Raw genomic sequence first — 18,922 nt, forward strand, 5'->3', positions numbered from 1 at the left:
ATCACCGCCCTTTATTGTATCACGTCATGCCTTTGGAAGCATCGCATTCAATTGGAGGGGAATTTATAGCGTGGAACATATGAATTCTTATATTACAGAAAAACAGCCAACAGGGGCTGTCTTTCTGTAATATAAAGTCTTTGCCAATATAGCCTGTATTAACCTTTGAGATGAATAGTCAAGATGCTAGATTGTCTAGCTGCAGCTGGTCCAGTCCTCTCCTCAATCTTCTCCACCATATCCTGACCTGCAGGAATAATGATTGGAGTAATCAACGGGAAACCTGCAGCGCGGATAGTTTCCATATCAAATTCCAGCAAAAGCTCGCCTGCATGCACCTTGTCGCCGATATTCTTATGGGAGGTAAAACCGCTGCCTTTAAGCGCCACCGTGTTAATTCCGACGTGGATGAGTATCTGAACACCGCTGGCATGCTCCAGTATAAGCGCATGTTTGCTCTTGATCACATGTGCTACTGTAGCATCAAAAGGTGCATATACTTTCCCCTCAGAAGGTTCGATTGCAATGCCCTCGCCCATCTGCTTCTCAGCAAAGGCAGGATCGGGCACCTGTTCCAGGGATACTGCAGTTCCACTGAGCGGAGAGAGAAGCTCCAGTATATTCACGGATTCCTGTGACTCTTGAACTGTAGGGCGGCTGTTCAAATTGTCTGTTTCGCTCACAGTTCTAGTAGCTTTTGCGGTTGAGTTCTTTTCGGAGCGCCCCGTCACAGAACGGCCGTAGAGTACAGTGGCGACAAATGGCACAATGAGAACAATAACCATGCCAATGAAGAATACGCCCCATTGGTTCGGGAATATCGAAAGGAATCCGGGAATCCCGCCTACACCAATGGAAGAAGCGCGAACCTGATTAACAGTTAGGAGCATGCCGGCAATCGCTGAGCCGATCATCCCGAAGATAAAAGGATAACGATAGCGGATATTTACCCCGAAGATCGCCGGCTCCGTCACACCGAGAAATGCAGAGACGGAAGACGTTGCCGCCAAGCCTTTTACCTTCTGTTCTTTGACTACGAACATCATTGCCAGTGCTGCGGCGCCTTGTGCAATATTGGATAGCGCTAACATCGGCCAGAGGAAAGTGCCGCCCTCACTGCCGATGAGCTGCACATCAACCGCCAAGAAGGTATGATGCATACCAGTGATGACCAGAAGCGCATAGAATCCACCGTAAATCAAGCCACCAAGGAGCGCAAAATGATCAAATACAAAGATTAGGCCGGAGGTGATGGCATTGGCAATACCAAACGTAAACGGTCCGATTATGGTGAAGGCCAGAAAACCTGTAATCAGCAGAGTCACTGGCGCAACAACCAGCAGTTTTATGGAATCATGCACCCGGCGGTTGAGGAACTTCTCCAGCCTTGCCAGAATATAGGCCGAAACCAGTACTGGCAATACTTGCCCCTGATAACCGATCTTCTCCAAATGCCAGCCGAACAAATTCCAAGTCGGAACCGTTCCCTCAGTGGAAGCACTTGCATAGCTGTAGGCACTTAATAGATCTGGGTGCACGAGAATTAGACCCAATACGATCCCGAGCAGAGGACTACCGCCGAAACGTGTAACAGCTGCCCAACCGATAAGTGCTGGTAAAAAGGTGAAGGCTGTGCTGGCAATCGTATTAATAATCGCTGCAATGTCTTTCCATGCGGGATAGACATCCACCAGCGACTGGTTATCAAAGAAGATACCAGGTCCGGTCAAAATATTATTGATCCCAAGCAGCAAACCTGCGGTTACGATAGCAGGAAGAATCGGAATAAATATATCAGCCAGCGTCTTGATCGCACGCTGCAGCGGATTTTGTTTTCTGGCAGCAGCGGATTTTACTTCATCTTTGGAAGAACGAGAACCGCCAGTGATCTGAATCATTTCATCGTATACTTTATCTACAGTTCCCGGTCCGATAACGATCTGAAACTGCCCCTGGCTAGAAAATTGTCCTTTTACGAGTTCGTTGCGGTCCAAGGCTTCCGAATCCACCTTGCTCTCATCATAAAGCGAGAATCTCAGCCTTGTTACACAATGTGTCGCAACCTCTATATTCTCCTTGCCGCCAACTGCCCGTACAATATCCTCAACATTTTTGCGGTCTATAGCCATATTTTCACTCCTTACATAATTGATTTGTGCTCCTTCTCAAGTACACCTCGTTAGCGGATTAACCACATGTATGAAGCATAAGGACTAAGCTGAAGCTCTTGTGTTAATGCAGGTGTATCTGTTGTATTCCCAATCAGGAGCTCGTCCCTACCACTTGGTAATAACTCTGTCCAGTGACTGTCTTCAAAACGGAAGGTAATTTCTTTACTGCTGAAGTTCGAGACCACGACAAGCGCCTCTCCATCTCCTGTTCTAGCGTAAGCGAACACTTCAGGATGTCCATCATCGAGTCTCTTGAATACACCTTCTGTGAATACACCATACTCCTTGCGTAGTGTAATCAGCTTGCGGTAATGATGGAAGATGGAAGCGGGATTTTCCAGTTCCTTCTGCACATTGATGTCCGAATACCGCTCATCAACTTTCAGCCATGGAGTACCAGTAGTGAATCCGGCATTTCGGCTGTCATCCCACTGCATCGGCGTACGGGAATTGTCTCGTGAACGTTCCTGAAGAATGCTCAGGGCAGCCTCCGGGCTTTTCCCCTGTTCACACAAAATGCGGTACATATTCAATGACTCGATATCGCGGAACTCATCAATGCTATTCCATACCGGATTTGGCATTCCGATTTCTTCGCCCTGATAGACATAAGGTGTTCCCTGAAGGCCATGCAGAGTTGTCGCAAGCAACTTGGCGCTCTCCACACGGTAGACCTTATCATCAGTGAATCTGGAGAGGGCACGCGGTTGATCGTGATTGTTAAAAAACAATGCATTCCAGCCCCCCCCTTTCTGCATTCCAGTCTGCCAGTGTGTGAACAAACGTTTCATCGCCTCAAAATCATAAGGCATCAGCTCCCACTTCTGACCATTCGGATAATCGACTTTTAAGTGATGAAAATTGAACGTCATGGAAAACTCCCGCTCTTCTGGACTCGAGTACCGGATGCAATGCTCCAGTGTAGTTGAGGACATCTCCCCGACAGTCACCATCTCAAACGGTCCAAATACCTCTTCATGCATCGCTTTGATGTATTCATGGACCCGTGGACCGTCAGTATAATACTTGCGTCCATCCGCTGGTGGAACACTTCCGTCATCGTTGGGGAAGCGCTGATCCTTGGAGATTAAATTAATTACATCCATACGGAAGCCGTCCACACCCTTTTTAGCCCAGAATAGCATCATATCATTCACCGCTCTGCGTACCTTCTCGTTCTCCCAATTCAGATCCGCCTGGGTTTTATCGTAGAGAGTAAGGTAATATCGTCCCGAACCTTCGTCGAACTGCCAAGCTGGACCCCCGAACTTCGACTGCCAGTTGTTGGGGAAGCCGCCGTCTGGAGCCGGGTCCTTCCAAATATAATAATCACGGTAGGGATTATCCTTACTTGAAATGGACTGTTTGAACCACTCATGTTCTGTTGATGTATGGTTAACCACGATATCAATCATTAGCTTCATTTCACGTCTGTGTAGTTCCTTTACTAGCTCGTCGAAATCTTCCATCGTACCAAAATCCGGATTGATATTTTCATAATCCGCAACGTCGTAACCGTTATCATGTTGTGGCGAGACATAAACCGGCTGTAACCAGACAATATCGATTCCAAGATTCTGCAAATAATCTAACTTTTCAATAAGTCCTTTAATATCTCCTGTTCCGTTACCTGTAGTGTCCTTAAAGCTCTTCGGGTATACCTGATACACCGTGGACCGGCGCCACCATTCCGAATACTGGGACTGACTCAAGTTGAACACCTCCTAAAGATTTACTTTATGTCAAATATTAAACCTGTATATACAAGTTCAAACACTCACACAGTTTAAACCTGTATATACAGGTTGTCAATACTTTTGCTATTTGACTCTATAATCACAACAAAAAAGCCGCTAAGTTAGCGGCTTTTTATACAAGAATATCTTCTACAGAATCCTAACGATGACGAAAATCAGCTTAGTTTAACTAAAATATGATACCGATAATCAAAGCGGATAAAACGCTTACAAGTGTGGCGCCAAATAACAGCTTCAATCCAAATCGTGCCACAATATTCCCTTGTTTTTCATTCAATCCTTTCACTGCACCCACAATGGTACCAATGGACCCAAAGTTAGCAAATGAGATTAGAAAAACGGAGACAATGGCTGTAGTACGCCCGCTTAAGCCGTCTTGGATCTTAACAAAGTCAAGCATAGCAACGAATTCATTCGCAACAAGCTTTGTCGCCATGATACTCCCTGCATCAACAGCTTCATGCCAAGGCACACCGATAAGAAAGGCAATGGGTGCAAAGACATACCCTAAAATTCCTTGAAACGAGATACCGAAAATGCCACTGAAGAGCCCGTTAATTAAAGCAATGATTCCAACAAAACCAACCAACATTACCCCAACTACTATAGCTACTTTAAATCCATCCATAATATATTCGCCTAGCATTTCAAAAAATGTTTGTTTTTCTTCTACCTGAACTTCAACAATATCTTCTTCAGGTGTAACTTCATACGGATTAATGATGGATGAAATGATAAATCCGCCAAATAGATTTAATATTAATGCAGCTACTACATAACGAGGTTCTAGCATCGTCATATATGAACCAACAATTGACATGGATACCGTTGACATTGCAGACGCACATAATGTATACAAGCGGTGTTTTGGCAATAATCCAAGTTGGTTTTTCACCGATATAAACACTTCATTTTGTCCTACAATTGCGGCTGCAACAGCATTATAAGATTCCAATTTGCCCATGCCATTTATTTTACTTAGTACCAAACCAATATACTTGATAATGAACGGGAGTATTCTGTAATGTTGCAATATCCCTATTAATGCCGACATAAAAACAATTGGCATCAAAACATAAAGGAAAAATGTATGGGCCCCTTCATTTGCAATCCCACCAAAAACAAAGTCAGTCCCTTCATTGGCGTATCCAAGTAATTTTGCAAAACTATCGGCAAACCCTTTAATTAAGAATTCTCCAATACTTGTTTTTAGAATAATTAATCCCAAACCTATCTGAATAGCAATCATTACAATGATTGGACGATATTTAATCTTTTTCTTATTGTTACTTCCTAGCCATGCCAGTAATAGAACAATAACCAAACCAGCAATAGAAATTAGATAATGCATTTTTAGCCCTCCAAATTATCGGTTAATTTTCTTGGAATCCTCATATCGAAATGCATCTTTCCACATTAACCCTTGTTCCAAAATAATCGCCAACAGACTTCCGCATATTAATCCATTATTTAAAATGGCTATCACGATCTGAGATAAATGGGCCGTAGCTGATGAAGGGATAAACATTAAACCTACACCCACTAAAAGGGAAAATCCACTAACAATAAATGTTCGTTCTTCATGAATAACCTTCCTCAATTCCTTTAGTGCTAGTCCGACCATCTTCACAAAAATGACGAAGGTAACGGAATAGCCTATAGGAGCTGGAATCGCTGATATAACATTCATCATTGGTGGAAATAAGGATATCAAGATCACTAAGCTACATCCAATTAAAAATGATCTGCGCTCCTTCATCCCTGTTTGTTCAACATATCCCGCCGCTCCCGAAATTGGGACTGAGCCGACCGCTCCTAAACCACCACTAATAAGATGCGTAATTCCAGAAGTAAACCCGGCGCGCAAATAACGACGATGATCCACTTGCTTTTGTTTCATAACAGTCTCCATCAAACGGATGGACGCAACTGCATTGGTTATTAATAACAGAGTTAATAAAAATGCTGTAGTGATTGTACCAGCATCGAATCGAGGTCTGCCAAATGGGAATATTATCGGTAGCTTAAATAAAGTATCCGCATGAGAAAACACTGGTATATTACCGCAGATTATAAATAATACGCAGCCTAACAATATACTGAAAATTATTGAAAACTGGCTGAGTACTACAAAGCGACTGTTGCCTAAGCAAAAGGTAATACAAACCACAATCACGCTAAGGATGAATACTTTTACATCTAACATGGTGTGGGTTGAGGTGATCCCCATCATCCCTTTCATAAAAGGTCCACTTAGTTGAAAGATCAATAAAAGTAAATAAATAAAAGTGATGGTTGGTGTAAATAGACGAGCGATTTTATCCATTAGCTTAAATGCTGATATGAGGATAAATAACACACCGCTAATGATCATAGCCCCACTTAAAGCTTGTAAAGCAGCATTGTTAGAAGAATATAGTCCCCCCACTAAACTTGCGTAAATAGTAAAAATGCTCCACCATAACCCTGCCGGACCTTCATGAATAGGGAATTTATGACCCATCAGGCCTTGTAAAAATCCAGCTATCCCTAAAGTAATCATGGTGCTCTGAATGAGGCCAGAGGTCTCAAGGGGCGTTAAGTTATATAAATCTGCGATAGCAATGGGTGCAGCAATTGCACCAGCGATCATAAAAATCATCCACTGCAATCCTGACAGTATTACCTTCATTTCTTTCTCACTCTCTTTTCTAACACCATGCTCTAATGAATAAATCAGCCATCAATGACTGTGTTAAGAGCAATTTCTACCATTTCATAAAAGGAATGTTCACTTTCTTTATGAGTTAGGTGTTCCTGTCTTAATAATTGACTGCCCACTGTCAAAATCGATAACGCTTTTACACCATATTTAGCGGCTAAAGTGTATAGGGCTGTGCTTTCCATTTCTACCGCTAATACACCGAAATCCATAAACTTGTGAAGTCGATCTAAATTTTCACGGTAGAATTCATCGGAATTATAGATGTTACCAACAAAAACATTTGCATTTTTAGCTTGTGCTTGTTGATACGCTTTCATTAACAATGAGAAATCTGCTGTAGATGCAAAATTACAACCATGAAAGATCTTCTCCGTCATATTACTGTCTGAAGACACTGCTTGGGCTAATATAATATCGCGTATTTTGATTTCTTCCTGCATCGCCCCACATGTACCAATGCGAATCAATTTTTTAACTTCATAATCGACGATCAATTCTGTAGCATAAATACTCATCGATGGATTTCCCATCCCTGTCCCCTGAACCGACATAGGCACGCCCTTGTATAATCCAGTGTATCCATACATCCCTCTTACTTCGTTATAGCAATTAGCCTCCTCTAAAAAGTGTTCTGCTACAAACTTTGCACGTAAAGGATCTCCTGGGAGCAAAACGCGCTCTGCTATTTCTCCCTTATTTGCACCTAAATGCCTACTCATAGTTCTTCCTCCAACTTTTAATAGTAAACTGAGGTTTACCGAAATCGCTTTCCACTTGCCCTCAAGTAAAATCAGTTTTGAAACTAGATTGAGCATAAGGTTTTTTAACATTTCAAACTAGACCAAAAACTTACGTAGGTAACGGAAAATAATTGGTCAAATTATAAAAGCAATTCTTTACGAATATTGTCCAAATCTCTTTTAGAGGGGATCGTAGAAATAATAACAACAGGTACGGTCTTTAGTGCAACCGGGATATTACTAATGACAAAATCAATATTATTTTGCTGCATGATCTCGTCAGTTAGCCCCTTCATTATGGATGTATTAAGGATCAGCTGATCCCCTATTTCCTTCTTTATCAAATCTGCTATGTAATGACGAATTGAAAATTCTTCCCCGATCACTAAGAATGCCCTCTTACTCTTGTAACGTAAACTTGAACGAACAATTAAGGTTAGCTTTGTTAAATGAAAATGATTATATAGAACGGAAGGGTAAGTTTTATTCCACGTTTGCATACAGGTTTGCAATTCTTGATAAATTTGCTGGCACTCCTGCTCTACATATGTTGTTAAATGACTTTTTGAAATCATCATCCATTCCGGAATGGCATTTTCGATTAATAGCTTGTCAAAGAACCCGTAAATCTCCAAGATAAATCGTTCATGCACATCCAAGTTCGGGTATACCTTTGCCAACAACATTAGAAGCAGATTCCCCATTTGATATTCTTCTTTATCCTTATGTAATTCGACTTCTTTCATCGGAGTGATCTCTGACCCTTCATAATAATGATATTGGCTGAGACTAACCATGGATTGCATAAAGAATATTTCACTCTTTGGAAATTCGATGGACAGCTTTTCTTCAAGGCGCTCTGCTATGGCTCTCACGGGTATATAAAACATCCCCTTTTCCCAGGGGTATGCATTTTCGTCGATTATTACACAATTTCCTTTAACAGCTCTTTCTATTACAATTGCCAACAAAAAGGACAATCTCCTTTTGGAATTGATAAAATATACAATGTTATTCTCATTCTCTATATTTGTGATCAACTGATTTATATAAGCAAAATTGACATTCACAAAGGGCCATCCTGTAAACTCATATGCATCACAATATAAATTCCAATAAAAATATCGAATATTCATTTCATTCCCTTTGATCACAGGTGTAGAGTAACTAATGCGTAACTTATACGCTTTTAGATCATTATTATTTAATTCCACAATCAGCTTCTTCAAAGATGAGGTACTCATAAACATGGCTTCAGAAAGCTCCTCCACAGACATTCGACCAACATTCGTAAACAATAAATTCATCAGCCGATAAAAAATGGTTTGTCTGAACATAGAAGAAATCACTTCACTTATCGTACTTTGCCCATCACGTAGAAGAACGATTCCCTTACCTCTAGAAACTTCAATGGTTACAGTAGAGGGTAGTTGCTTACAGATTTCCTCCACCATCTTCCGTATTGTCTTATCTGAGATCCCTAAACTTTTTTCCACTTCGGCTAAGGTAAACCATCTTTGTTCCGTATCAAGCAGCGTTAATAGTTGGCTAGCTAAATTAAATCCCTTATCCATTGTTATCCACCCTATTTCAATTTCATTTTAATTTTTATAGTATAAACAAATTCACATCTATAACCATATTATTTTTCAATCGAGTAGGAGGGGGCGGCGAGCCCCCGGCCTCTCACACCACCGTACGTACCGTTCGGTATACGGCGGTTCATGAAATATTCCGTAAGGAGTTGTATCTGTCCAATACACTCTTTAATCCATTGGATTCCCAATATTGGTTATTCAATGCACGTTGCAGAATTGGACTCCCTGCAATTCGCCAGTACCCTTTCCGAGTATTTCCCCACTCATATGCTATGTCCTTAGGCACGCCTAAAGATATAAGCCTTTTGACTTTGGTTCTCGGGTTCTTCCATTGCTTCCAGAGACACATTCGCAATCTCCTTCGAATCCACATATCCATCCTTTTAAAGACACTTGGCGTATCCGCCAGCGAAAAATATCCCTGCCATCCCATCAAGTATCGATTGAGCTCCTGGATTCTCTCTTCCATTCGCATCGCTTTCTTCCGGGACGTGATCTCCCGAATTCGAGTTTTCGCTCTCTGCAAGGACTGCTTCGCTATCCTCACCTTCGGCTCTTTATCGTGACTAAAGCTAAACCCAAGAAATTTTCGTCTCCATGGGCGGTCCACCGCATTCTTCGCTTGGTTCACCTTTAGTTTTAGTCTTGTCTCAATGAATACAGTGATGGATGCCTTCACTCGCTCTCCTGCTCTTGGTGTTTTCACATAGATGTTACAGTCGTCCGCATAACGAACGAAGCGGTGTCCACGTTTCTCGAGTTCCTTGTCGAGCTCGTCCAACACGATGTTAGATAATAACGGACTGAGTGGACCTCCTTGCGGTGTCCCTTCTGTTGTCGGTTTTACTAACCCGTTCTCCATCACTCCTGACTGAAGATATTTTCGAATCAGCAGGAGAACTTTCTTGTCCTTCACTTTAGCCGAAATCTTCATCATCAGTCGGTCATGGTTGACGCGATCAAAGAATTTCTCCAAGTCCAGGTCAACGACGTATCGATAGCCTTCTTTCATGAATTCTCTAGCTTTCCTTACCGCCTCATGTCCTCGCCTTCTCGGACGAAATCCATAAGTGTGGTCAGAAAACTCTGGATCAAACAATGGGGTTAGTACCTGAACGATTGCTTGTTGAATCATTCGGTCTGTCACGGTAGGTATTCCTAATAACCTAACGCCTCCGCCACCGGGTTTCGGGATTTCGACTCGACGCACGGGGCTCGGTTCATAGGTTCCTTCTTCTATCGCTTGTCGCAAGGTTTGCCAGTTTTGTACGATGTGTTCTCGTAAGGATTTTACGGACATCCCATCTACGCCATGACTTCCTTTATTCGCTTCAACACGCTTTAAGGCTTGCAGAAGATTTTCCCGTGACAACAGTTGCTCCAACATTTTTTTTTACCTCTCTTTACGTGATTTGTATCTTCCTCTTGTGCCAGAGATGAATTCTGCCCTGCTGAAGCTCCCCCACGGGATTCACCGTTTCCTTCTTCAGTCAGGTCCTTTCGGATTTTTTTTCTGCTTTCATTACTCATCTTGAACGCCTGGATGTACAAATACCTATTTCATGTTCAGCCCTTCCGCAGCTGTTGCAACAGCTTGCGTACTATGGCGTCTGCTGACTTCTGTGCGTTCAGCCTGCTCTCACAAGCAGGGTTACGAAGTGGCTTCGCCTACCGCACAGATCTCCCCAGGTAAGGACGCTATCTTCCTCTCCATCTATCTGCTTCATTTACTCTCGTATGCCTTTGACAGTATGGACTTTGGTTTGTTATGCAACCTCATCCAGCCTACGTTAGCCTTGTATGAAGTTCGTGTTCCTCAGACCGGAGATTTGCCGCCGGCTTCCTTCAGATTCCACCTCACAGTGGACACCCTTGCCTTAGACTAATGGCTACTACTGCCTTCGCCATTCGGGACTTCAACCCTATAGATAGCGCCCATGCTGGGCGCACATAAAAAAACTCGGGTTTCATTTACCCGAGTTTCAAGAAAAAAAATATTCAAATTTTCATATCACATCTGCGCTTTTTCTTCAATAGGGCTGATTGGTTTAAGCTGCATCGTTATGACGGCTGCAATAACGGCTTTGATGATGTCTCCCGGAAGAAAGGCCAATGCTCCGACAAGACCAGCCCAGATCGATGTATTGGTTATCAATGCCATGATAGGGGCGCCAATCAGACTCACTAGTAATACACCAAAGATCAAGTTGATCGTTATCAGCTTCCAAGTTCGGACCTTCGACCAGATTTTTTCAGAATACCAGCCGATAAGACCGGCCGCGATCGGGAAGCTAAATATGTATCCTGCAGAAGGACCAATGAGCACCGCGATTCCGCCGCGACCACCAGTCAGTACAGGCAGTCCAATGGCTACCAGAATGATGAAAATGACTAGACTGAGCGCGCCCATCCGTTTCCCCAGAAAACTTCCAGCTAACATGACGCCAAGCGTCTGGGCAGTGATCGGAACGGGGATGAAGCCAAGGGGGATGGGTGGAATCATGCCCAGCACCGCAATAAGTGCTGCGAATAATGCAGCATAAATAAGTTCTTTTGTCTTCAAAAAATTGACCTCCATTGGATATAAATGATTGTATTCTGGTTAGTAGATACGTCCAGTAAGCTGAATTATAATAGAGATATCTTCTATTGTAAACCACAATATTATTCTTGGTTTACAATAGAATGAAATACCAAGCTTGAGTTTTTCCAGTTGTTATATAGAATTAGAGTATTCAGTCGCAATCGTTGGATGTTAATATATTCGATGGGTTTTGGTCGGAGAGTGATACTTTTGGAGGTTTAAGTTCATGACAGTAAAAGAACATATTCTTGCCTTGCTCGACAGTAATAAGGGTGAATATTTTTCCGGCGAGGAAATAGCCGTTCAGTTATCCGTGACGCGCAGCGCTGTCTGGAAAGCCATAAAATCGTTACAGACAGACGGATATTCCATACAAGCTGTAACCAATAAAGGATATTCCATGTCACCTCAAACAGATATCTTATCTGCCAGTGCAATTTCAAAATATCTGGATACCCAGGGGCAAAAGTTACGTGTAGAAGTCTTTAAGACACTAGCTTCAACGAATGAAGCTGTAAAAAGCCTTGCTTCAAGTGGAGAAGCTGAAGGTAAGGTGATCCTCTCGGAAGAACAGACCGCTGGCCGCGGGAGAATGGGCCGAAAATTCTTTTCTCCGCCGGGAACGGGGATCTATATGAGTATCCTGCTGCGTCCCAAGTTGTCAGCAACAGATTCCGCTCTGCTAACCACTTGCGCAGCTGTTGCTGTTGCCCTTTCTATCGAAAGCGTATCCGGTAATGAAACACAGATTAAATGGGTTAATGACGTTTTCATGGAAGGTAAAAAAGTGTGCGGGATCCTTACCGAAGCATCCGTGTCACTGGAAAACGGCTGGCTTGATTATGCTGTTCTCGGCATTGGTATCAATGTAGCGTTACCTTCCCAAGGCTTTCCCAACGATCTTACCGAAATTGCTACATCTGTAATTTCTGAAAACAATTCTTATGGTGATCTCCGCAACCGACTGGTAGCAGAAGTGCTAAACCATTTCATGGGATTTTATGAGCATTTAACGGACAGATTGTTTCTTTCCGAATATAGAAAACGGTTGATTTCACTTGGCAAACCCGTGACAGTGATAAAGAATAATGAACAACTTAAGGCAACAGCCATTGATATCGATAACGATTGCCATTTGAAAGTCAGATATGAAAATGGTGACGAGGAATATCTTTCAAGCGGAGAAGTCAGCATTAAAATTTAGCTCAATAACAAAAGGTGCCTAGCAATGGCTAGACACCTTTTGTATTCAAATAAAATGTTCATTCAGCGTATCCTACTTATCACCGGCAAGTGTAAGCCACTTGCGATTGTGATGCTCCTGGACTTCTACGGGGGTATCGAAGAAATCGCTCAACACATCCGCCTGCAAGCAGTTTTCCGTCTCATCCCCTTTGTAGATTTCGCCGTTCTTCACTAACAGCGTATGTGTGAAGCATGGCGTTATCTCTTCGATATGATGCGATACATACAGTAAAGTTGGTCCGCCGGGTTGCTTCGTAATCTTCTCGATCATTTGCAGCAGCTGTTCTCGGGCAAAAATATCGAGTCCTGTGCATGGCTCATCAAGGATCAATAGATCTGGATTGGCCATAAGTGCGCGTGCAATGAGAACTTTCTGACGCTGACCTTGCGACAAGGTATCGTATGTACGAGCGGCTAAGGATGAGCAGTCTAGAAATCCCATCAACTCTTCGGCTTGCTTTTGATCCTCTTCATTCGTCTTGTCATATAAACCGATGGTCGCGAATTTTCCGCTGAGGACGATAGTCAGTGCAGTCTGATGACCGTATAACTTCTGCTGTAGGGAGGTGCTGACCCAACCGATTCGTTTACGTAGCTCCCTAAGATCCACATCGCCGAAGCGATGGTCTAGCACTTCGACTTGCCCAGTCGTCGGCCATATATAACCGTTCACTACGTTTAGCATTGTCGTCTTGCCTGATCCATTTAGTCCGACGATACACCAGTGTTGTCCTTGCTTCACTTCCCAATTCATATCGCGCAAGATCATGGTTGTATCACGTTGCCATGATACATTTTGGAGTGATATAATCATGCCCCAATTCCCCCTCCTTATGAATGTCTAAATTGAACTTAAAGCTCAGAAAGAAGCTATATCTCTAGTATCCAAATGTTTTCGCATGTTGAATAAATCAGTGTCATCATGTCGTAGAGCCGCTAATCTTACGATTTCTAATTCAATCATTTTTCGAGCTTCGAAGACCTCGATCAATTCTGCACGATGTAAACAATGGGTAAGTGGTTCTTGAATAATAGGACAGGATTTTAAGTAAGTTCCAAACCCCTACCTTTTCTCCAATAGTCCAGCATGAACTAACACACGGACTGCTTCTCTTATCGTTGATCGCCCTACATTGAATAATTGCATTAATTCAGGTTCTGGAGGTAATTTGTCTCCTGGTGAGATTATCCCTGTTGAAATTTTTTGTTGTATTTGATTCACAACATCGTCCACTAACTTAGTGGATTGAACGGGGCGGAACGATCCCTTTTCAAACATCTGATCATCTCCACTTTTTTGCAGAATAACATGATATTCTTTACTTAACAAGTGAGAATTTAAAGTTTTAGATGTCAGATAAGGGATGAAAAAAACAGCTAATCATTTTGATTAGCTGCTGATGTATCTTATTAAACTATAGCCCTCTTACATGTTTCACTTTATTTTATTGACCTTTTTCCATTACAGCAAAGTAGTTGTTTTCACTGTCTGCGAAATTGAAAACTCTTCCACCGGGAATTTCTACAATATCGCCTACCGTAACATTTTTGTCTTTCAATTCACGATTCAATTGATCAAAGTTATCCGAAAAGAACATTAAAGAAGGTGTTCCGAGATTCATTTCAGGATTCATTTGGGCTACGAGCTCTTTATTGTGAAGAACAATGCTAGTGGCTGCACCTTTAGGAGCAACCTCGATAAATCTCATTGGGCCATTAGTTTCGTCCAAAATCACCTCAAACCCTAGCTTTTCTGTCCAGAAATCTTTAGCTTCTTCTTGATTATTCACATATAACATAATCTGTCCAATTTTATTAATCATAATTTATACTCTCCTTAGTCGGATTATTTACTGCTTTTAAAATATACCTCATTGCGAATATTCACGTCAAGGAATATTGATTGAACTTCTCTTTGTAAAATTCAAGATGCCATTGTCTCCGGAGGTTGTACATATCCCCATATTATTTACTTTCTTTTCCTACATTAAACCGAATTTCAGATAAGTGAAAGAGAACATAGATAATTATTTTTATTTTTAAATACCTCTACAATATTTCGATATACCCTTCTGTTCCATTCACGCGAATCCGTTGCCCGTCTTTTATCAGCTTGGTTGCATTTTCCACTCCGACAACTGCTGGCAAGCCATATTCACGAGCGATAACGGCTCCATGGGTCATCAATCCGCCAACTTCGGTGATCAGGCCTTTAATAGATACAAACAATGATGTCCAGCCAGGGTCAGTAAAGGCGGTGACTAATATATCTCCATCTTCCAGATCAGCATCTTCAATGTTTAAGATGACACGTGCTCTTCCTTCTATAACTCCGGTAGAAACAGGTAGACCAACAATCGCTTGGTCTGGCAGATTTTCTCGTTTGTACTTACCCGCAATGATTTCACCATCAGACGTGATTACACGAGGCGGAGTTAGTTTTTCAAAAAAAATGTAATCTACTTTTCGTTTACTGATGATCTGATAATCCAGTGAATTTGTGCGTACGACTTCGTGAAGTTCTTCAAAAGAGAGATAGAATATATCTTCTTTCTCATGAATAATACCCGCTTCTACTAGTTGTTCGACTTCTTTCAGTAAAGCCTGCTTATAAACGAAGTAGCGATTAATCATGCCGTATTTTGGATATTCACGATAACCGATATAATTCCGAATTAAACTGATCACTCGTTTTGTCTCTTCAGCTTTTAGTTCACCATCCGGTAATTGCTTCAATCGATCTAATAATTCTTGTTCTTTATCTAAAGCTTCCTGTCGCCCTTGCTCAAACTTCCGATTGCCAGCATTAGACTCAAAGTTTTTGATATTACTGAGAATCATAGGGACCAGTGTAATTGGTTTTTCACTCCAACGAGTTCTTGAAATATCAATTTCACCGGCACACCGCATTCCGTATTTGTTGAGATAAGCATAGATAGCGTCTTGAGTTTCCTGTCCACCATCAAACTTAACCAGTTCATCCAAAAAGTTATCATCTTTTACATGTTGTAAATAATCAATTACTTCCGGATAAGGACGAATCACATCTGCAACATCTAGTAGCGCCAGACCCATTTCCGAAGTAATGTTGTTTGGTACAGATTGAGAAAGCGTATCTGCTACGTTTTTTTCACCTAACCACTCGTACATTTTTTCATTGATCCATGACGAAGCGTTCATAGCGGTCATAAAAACCTTTGTACTTTGTGGGTCAAATAAGAACTTCTTTAATTCCTGGAGATCTTCGAGAATATAATCAAATAAATCTGCTCCTGATTTCGTTCGGATGTTTTGTTTTAATTCTTTTATCGATGTTTGACTGTTCTTAATCAAATCAGAAACGATTGCCGGATCATTTTCGATTAGTGCTTGAAAACCTTCAGACGACCTACTTTTACAGCTATTGCCAGGGCTCAGTTCTTTTCTATCATCTGGTAACGATTTTATATATTCTCGCTCAATTAGGGTCATAAGTGCGTCTTTTATGAGCGGATCGGATTTTCCAAGGGTATTTAAGAAATTTTCTCTGCTGACAGGTGAGGCCAGCATATGTGTAACATCAACAAACAACCTTCCACCAGCTTTACGCATAGGTGCAGGAGTGATTAACAGGTAAAAAGACAACCCTAGTGGTTTCATGGGATCCGTCATCATTTGTTGATGACCGACAGATACGTAAACGTGTTTTTCTTGATCATTTACTTCAGGGATCGGGTATAAAGTAGTGATCGGCCGACTCTGAACAATATAAAAAGTATCAAGGTCCAAACACCATTCAATATCTTGCGGGCAACCAAAATAAGCTTCAATCTCTCTACCTATTCGAGCCAGTTGTAAAATTTGCTGTTCCGTAAGTGTTTGAATCTTTTGCTGATGGAGATCGATTTTCCGGGTCTCTGTTCCACCTTCTTTTAAGCCATAGATAGCCATTTTTTTGGTTGCTATCATCATATCGACGATTTCCTCTTCCTGTACTTTATAACAATCGGCAGATACCAAGCCAGAGACCAGAGCTTCGCCGAGTCCAAAACTGGCATTAATAGATAGCAGCTTTCGATTAGAAGTCATCGGATCAGCTGTGAATAAAATCCCTGAAGCCTGAGGAAAAACCATCTTTTGAACAATAACGGATAAATAAACTTGACTGTGATCAAAACCATTTTGTATTCGGTAGATTACAGCGCGGTCCGTAAATAGAGACGCCCAACATTTACTGATATGTTGTAAAATTGCTTCTTGGCCGATGATATTTAAATAGGTGTCTTGTTGACCCGCAAATGAAGCATGCGGTAAATCCTCCGCAGTAGCACTAGAACGCACTGCATATGCATGTTCCTCACCAAGCTGGGAGAGATAGTGAGTAACTGCTGTCACAACATCGGAAGGAATTTCTACTTCCATAAGGAGTTGTCGAATCCTCTTACTGATTTCACCAATTTGCTCTCGATCGTCTACGTTTAGCATGGATAGTTGATCTAATAAGGTATGATACTTTTCGTTCTGTTGGATGGCTTTTTGGTAGCCCACTGTTGTAACACAAAATCCTTCTGGTACTTTTATTCCTTCGATAGTCGATAATCGCCCTAAATTCAACCCTTTTCCGCCAACGAGCAAAAGCTGTGTTGTTTCTATTTCCTGAAAACCGAGAACCAATGAACTCATACAATATCTCTCCTAACCATTAAAATGAGAAAAAATTTGACAAGAGTTTAGCTGCATGGTATATTATAAATATAGAATGCATTATCTATGCCTTTATATTTTTTCGTAGTCGTGATCCGATTATATCATCGTGTCTTTTTATATGCAATATAAAAGAACCTGAGAAACTACTCAGGTTCTTTTTTTGTTTACCGCTATGATTTATTATTCAAAAACCACAGTTCGAACTTAATTACATCCCGTAGACTTCAAACTCATAGATTCGTGCTGCTGTATCGGCACCTTGCGTGGGCTTAAGAGTTATTAATTTTACATAACGAGCTTTCACCAACGCAATTGCGTCTGTCGACTCAGCTGCCGAGTTTCCTTGCACATTTACGACATCCGTCCAGTTCGTTCCGTCGTTGCTCACCTGAATGGTATAATCGCTAGTATTAAAGCCAGACCATTCTCCTCCACTCTCAGCATGCTTGATGATAAAAGTGCTGATTTGATGCTCGGCTCCTAGATCGACTTGTAGCCAATGAGGCAGATTTCCAAGTGCACACCATTTGCTATTATCCGTCACTTTACCGTCAACGGCATTTGGTGCGCCCTCCTTGTCACCGCATGCATGATCGGCTGTTGCAGTTTTGCCAAGTGCTAAATTCTTCACCGCACCAGCTTCCTTGCTTACTGTTATGAGTGCCTGTTTCGTAATTGTGTCCTGCCCCGAGCTGTTAGTTGCAGTCAGTGTCACGCTATACACGCCTTCCTGATTGAACGTAACAGACGGGTTCTTCGAGGTGCTAACAGCTGGGCTTCCGCTTTCGAAGTTCCATGACCATCCTTCTGTCACTTCTGTCGACAGGTCAGTGAAGTTTACGCTCTCCCCTGGTGCCACTAGGGTCCGATCGGCCTTGAATCCTGCAATTGGCTTCGGATAAGCCGGCCAGCTAATCTTCACGCTGGAGAACTGACCTTGCTCGTATCTTCCATTAATCGCTACGACCTTCAATTCTGTGACCGTTTCCTTGTCTATTCTTCTCATCTCAGGAACGTAGAACACATGATTTGTTGTTGCACCCATTAGCACTTCACTGCCATCTGGCAGTACACGATAGATTTCGTATTGCTTCACCTGTTGATCAAGCTGCTTCCACTGTAATCTAGCATCTCCATAAATTCCATTACGGAAATCGGATTGAGTAACCTTAAGTTCGCGAACCGCCGACAGCGGTTTAATGGACTCATTGGTATTTTGGATAGAGAGCTGGCCAATTTGAATGTTGTAATTCTTAATCGTGTCCTTTGTATCAAAGTATAGTGACACCGCAACAATACGTTTCCCTTTGTATGGGGTTAAATTCAATATTTCGGTAGTCCAGCCTGACGAGGCTTTATCCTTCACGTTAAGGAAGACAAATTGGTCGGGATGGTCTGCGAAAGCAAGACCAACCTTCAGGCCTGGCTTGTTCTGTG

Annotated in this window: 16 protein-coding genes; 2 read left to right on the forward strand and 14 right to left on the reverse strand. The window is 42.0% G+C overall.

Going from position 1 to position 18,922, the window contains the following annotated elements; genetic code table 11:
• Positions 1 to 158: 158 nt before the first annotated feature.
• From treP to ltrA, 7 genes are all read right to left on the reverse strand, one after another.
• On the reverse strand, positions 159 to 2,129 hold the full coding sequence (gene treP, locus UQ64_RS11545) for a PTS system trehalose-specific EIIBC component (protein ID WP_060623605.1): 1,971 nt from the start codon (positions 2,127 to 2,129) through the stop codon (positions 159 to 161).
• A gap of 50 nt (positions 2,130 to 2,179) precedes the next feature.
• The gene (gene treC, locus UQ64_RS11550; protein WP_060623606.1) at positions 2,180 to 3,883 is read right to left on the reverse strand and encodes an alpha,alpha-phosphotrehalase; all 1,704 of its coding nucleotides are present in this window, start codon (positions 3,881 to 3,883) and stop codon (positions 2,180 to 2,182) included.
• A gap of 214 nt (positions 3,884 to 4,097) precedes the next feature.
• Complete coding sequence (locus tag UQ64_RS11555; RefSeq protein ID WP_060623607.1) at positions 4,098 to 5,279, reverse strand: NupC/NupG family nucleoside CNT transporter; 1,182 nt, start codon at positions 5,277 to 5,279, stop codon at positions 4,098 to 4,100.
• A 15-nt stretch (positions 5,280 to 5,294) separates the two neighbouring features.
• A complete protein-coding gene (locus UQ64_RS11560) occupies positions 5,295 to 6,599 on the reverse strand; it encodes a purine/pyrimidine permease (RefSeq protein ID WP_060623608.1) in 1,305 nt (434 codons plus the stop codon).
• Between the two features lie 44 nt (positions 6,600 to 6,643).
• Positions 6,644 to 7,351, reverse strand: a complete 708-nt coding sequence (deoD, locus tag UQ64_RS11565) for a purine-nucleoside phosphorylase (protein ID WP_060623609.1) — start codon at positions 7,349 to 7,351, stop codon at positions 6,644 to 6,646.
• Positions 7,352 to 7,512: 161 nt separating this feature from the next.
• Complete coding sequence (locus UQ64_RS11570; protein WP_060623610.1) at positions 7,513 to 8,946, reverse strand: AcpB/EbpR/MafR family transcriptional regulator; 1,434 nt, start codon at positions 8,944 to 8,946, stop codon at positions 7,513 to 7,515.
• Between the two features lie 148 nt (positions 8,947 to 9,094).
• Positions 9,095 to 10,357 carry a group II intron reverse transcriptase/maturase gene (gene ltrA, locus UQ64_RS11575; RefSeq protein ID WP_060623611.1) on the reverse strand — a complete coding sequence of 421 codons (1,263 nt, stop codon included), beginning with the start codon at positions 10,355 to 10,357 and terminating at the stop codon, positions 9,095 to 9,097.
• Positions 10,358 to 10,532: 175 nt separating this feature from the next.
• Between ltrA and UQ64_RS30020 the strand changes: the two genes are divergently transcribed.
• Positions 10,533 to 10,856, forward strand: a complete 324-nt coding sequence (locus tag UQ64_RS30020) for a hypothetical protein (protein WP_209445758.1) — start codon at positions 10,533 to 10,535, stop codon at positions 10,854 to 10,856.
• A 125-nt stretch (positions 10,857 to 10,981) separates the two neighbouring features.
• Here the strand turns inward: UQ64_RS30020 and UQ64_RS11580 are convergent, their stop codons facing one another.
• Complete coding sequence (locus UQ64_RS11580; RefSeq protein ID WP_060623612.1) at positions 10,982 to 11,533, reverse strand: biotin transporter BioY; 552 nt, start codon at positions 11,531 to 11,533, stop codon at positions 10,982 to 10,984.
• 247 nt (positions 11,534 to 11,780) lie between these two features.
• Between UQ64_RS11580 and UQ64_RS11585 the strand changes: the two genes are divergently transcribed.
• Positions 11,781 to 12,758 (forward strand): biotin--[acetyl-CoA-carboxylase] ligase, encoded by a 978-nt coding sequence (locus UQ64_RS11585; RefSeq protein WP_060623613.1) that lies wholly within the window; start codon positions 11,781 to 11,783, stop codon positions 12,756 to 12,758.
• A 72-nt stretch (positions 12,759 to 12,830) separates the two neighbouring features.
• On the opposite strand, the gene UQ64_RS11590 is transcribed toward UQ64_RS11585, so the two are convergent.
• The 6 genes from UQ64_RS11590 to UQ64_RS32075 all read right to left on the reverse strand — a co-directional run.
• Positions 12,831 to 13,613, reverse strand: coding sequence for an ABC transporter ATP-binding protein (locus tag UQ64_RS11590; RefSeq protein ID WP_060623614.1), 783 nt, complete (start codon positions 13,611 to 13,613; stop codon positions 12,831 to 12,833).
• A gap of 45 nt (positions 13,614 to 13,658) precedes the next feature.
• Positions 13,659 to 13,790 (reverse strand): FCD domain-containing protein, encoded by a 132-nt coding sequence (locus UQ64_RS32860; RefSeq protein WP_425339585.1) that lies wholly within the window; start codon positions 13,788 to 13,790, stop codon positions 13,659 to 13,661.
• 72 nt (positions 13,791 to 13,862) lie between these two features.
• Positions 13,863 to 14,078 (reverse strand): FadR/GntR family transcriptional regulator, encoded by a 216-nt coding sequence (locus UQ64_RS32865; protein WP_060623615.1) that lies wholly within the window; start codon positions 14,076 to 14,078, stop codon positions 13,863 to 13,865.
• Positions 14,079 to 14,244: 166 nt separating this feature from the next.
• Entirely contained in the window at positions 14,245 to 14,622 is a 378-nt protein-coding gene (locus UQ64_RS11600) for a VOC family protein (RefSeq protein ID WP_060623616.1), read from the reverse strand.
• Positions 14,623 to 14,848: 226 nt separating this feature from the next.
• Positions 14,849 to 17,461, reverse strand: a complete 2,613-nt coding sequence (gene ppsA, locus UQ64_RS11605) for a phosphoenolpyruvate synthase (protein WP_060623617.1) — start codon at positions 17,459 to 17,461, stop codon at positions 14,849 to 14,851.
• Between the two features lie 232 nt (positions 17,462 to 17,693).
• Positions 17,694 to 18,922: galactose-binding domain-containing protein (locus tag UQ64_RS32075; RefSeq protein WP_245237932.1), on the reverse strand; the 1,229-nt coding region annotated here is incomplete at its 5' end.

Source organism: Paenibacillus etheri, from assembly GCF_001012825.1.
Classification (GTDB): Bacteria; Bacillota; Bacilli; order Paenibacillales; family Paenibacillaceae; genus Paenibacillus_AQ; species Paenibacillus_AQ etheri.

Bases quoted from the DNA above. Each gene is read 5' to 3' on its own strand.
- treP (WP_060623605.1), bottom strand. From the start codon at position 2,129: ATGGCTATAGACCGCAAAAATGTTGAGGATATTGTACGGGCAGTTGGC.
- UQ64_RS11555 (WP_060623607.1), bottom strand. From the start codon at position 5,279: ATGCATTATCTAATTTCTATTGCTGGTTTGGTTATTGTTCTATTACTG.
- UQ64_RS11560 (WP_060623608.1), bottom strand. From the start codon at position 6,599: ATGAAGGTAATACTGTCAGGATTGCAGTGGATGATTTTTATGATCGCT.
- deoD (WP_060623609.1), bottom strand. From the start codon at position 7,351: ATGAGTAGGCATTTAGGTGCAAATAAGGGAGAAATAGCAGAGCGCGTT.
- UQ64_RS11570 (WP_060623610.1), bottom strand. From the start codon at position 8,946: ATGGATAAGGGATTTAATTTAGCTAGCCAACTATTAACGCTGCTTGAT.
- ltrA (WP_060623611.1), bottom strand. From the start codon at position 10,357: ATGTTGGAGCAACTGTTGTCACGGGAAAATCTTCTGCAAGCCTTAAAG.
- UQ64_RS30020 (WP_209445758.1), top strand. From the start codon at position 10,533: ATGTTCAGCCCTTCCGCAGCTGTTGCAACAGCTTGCGTACTATGGCGT.
- UQ64_RS11585 (WP_060623613.1), top strand. From the start codon at position 11,781: ATGACAGTAAAAGAACATATTCTTGCCTTGCTCGACAGTAATAAGGGT.
- UQ64_RS11590 (WP_060623614.1), bottom strand. From the start codon at position 13,613: ATGATTATATCACTCCAAAATGTATCATGGCAACGTGATACAACCATG.
- UQ64_RS32865 (WP_060623615.1), bottom strand. From the start codon at position 14,078: ATGTTTGAAAAGGGATCGTTCCGCCCCGTTCAATCCACTAAGTTAGTG.
- UQ64_RS11600 (WP_060623616.1), bottom strand. From the start codon at position 14,622: ATGATTAATAAAATTGGACAGATTATGTTATATGTGAATAATCAAGAA.
- ppsA (WP_060623617.1), bottom strand. From the start codon at position 17,461: ATGAGTTCATTGGTTCTCGGTTTTCAGGAAATAGAAACAACACAGCTT.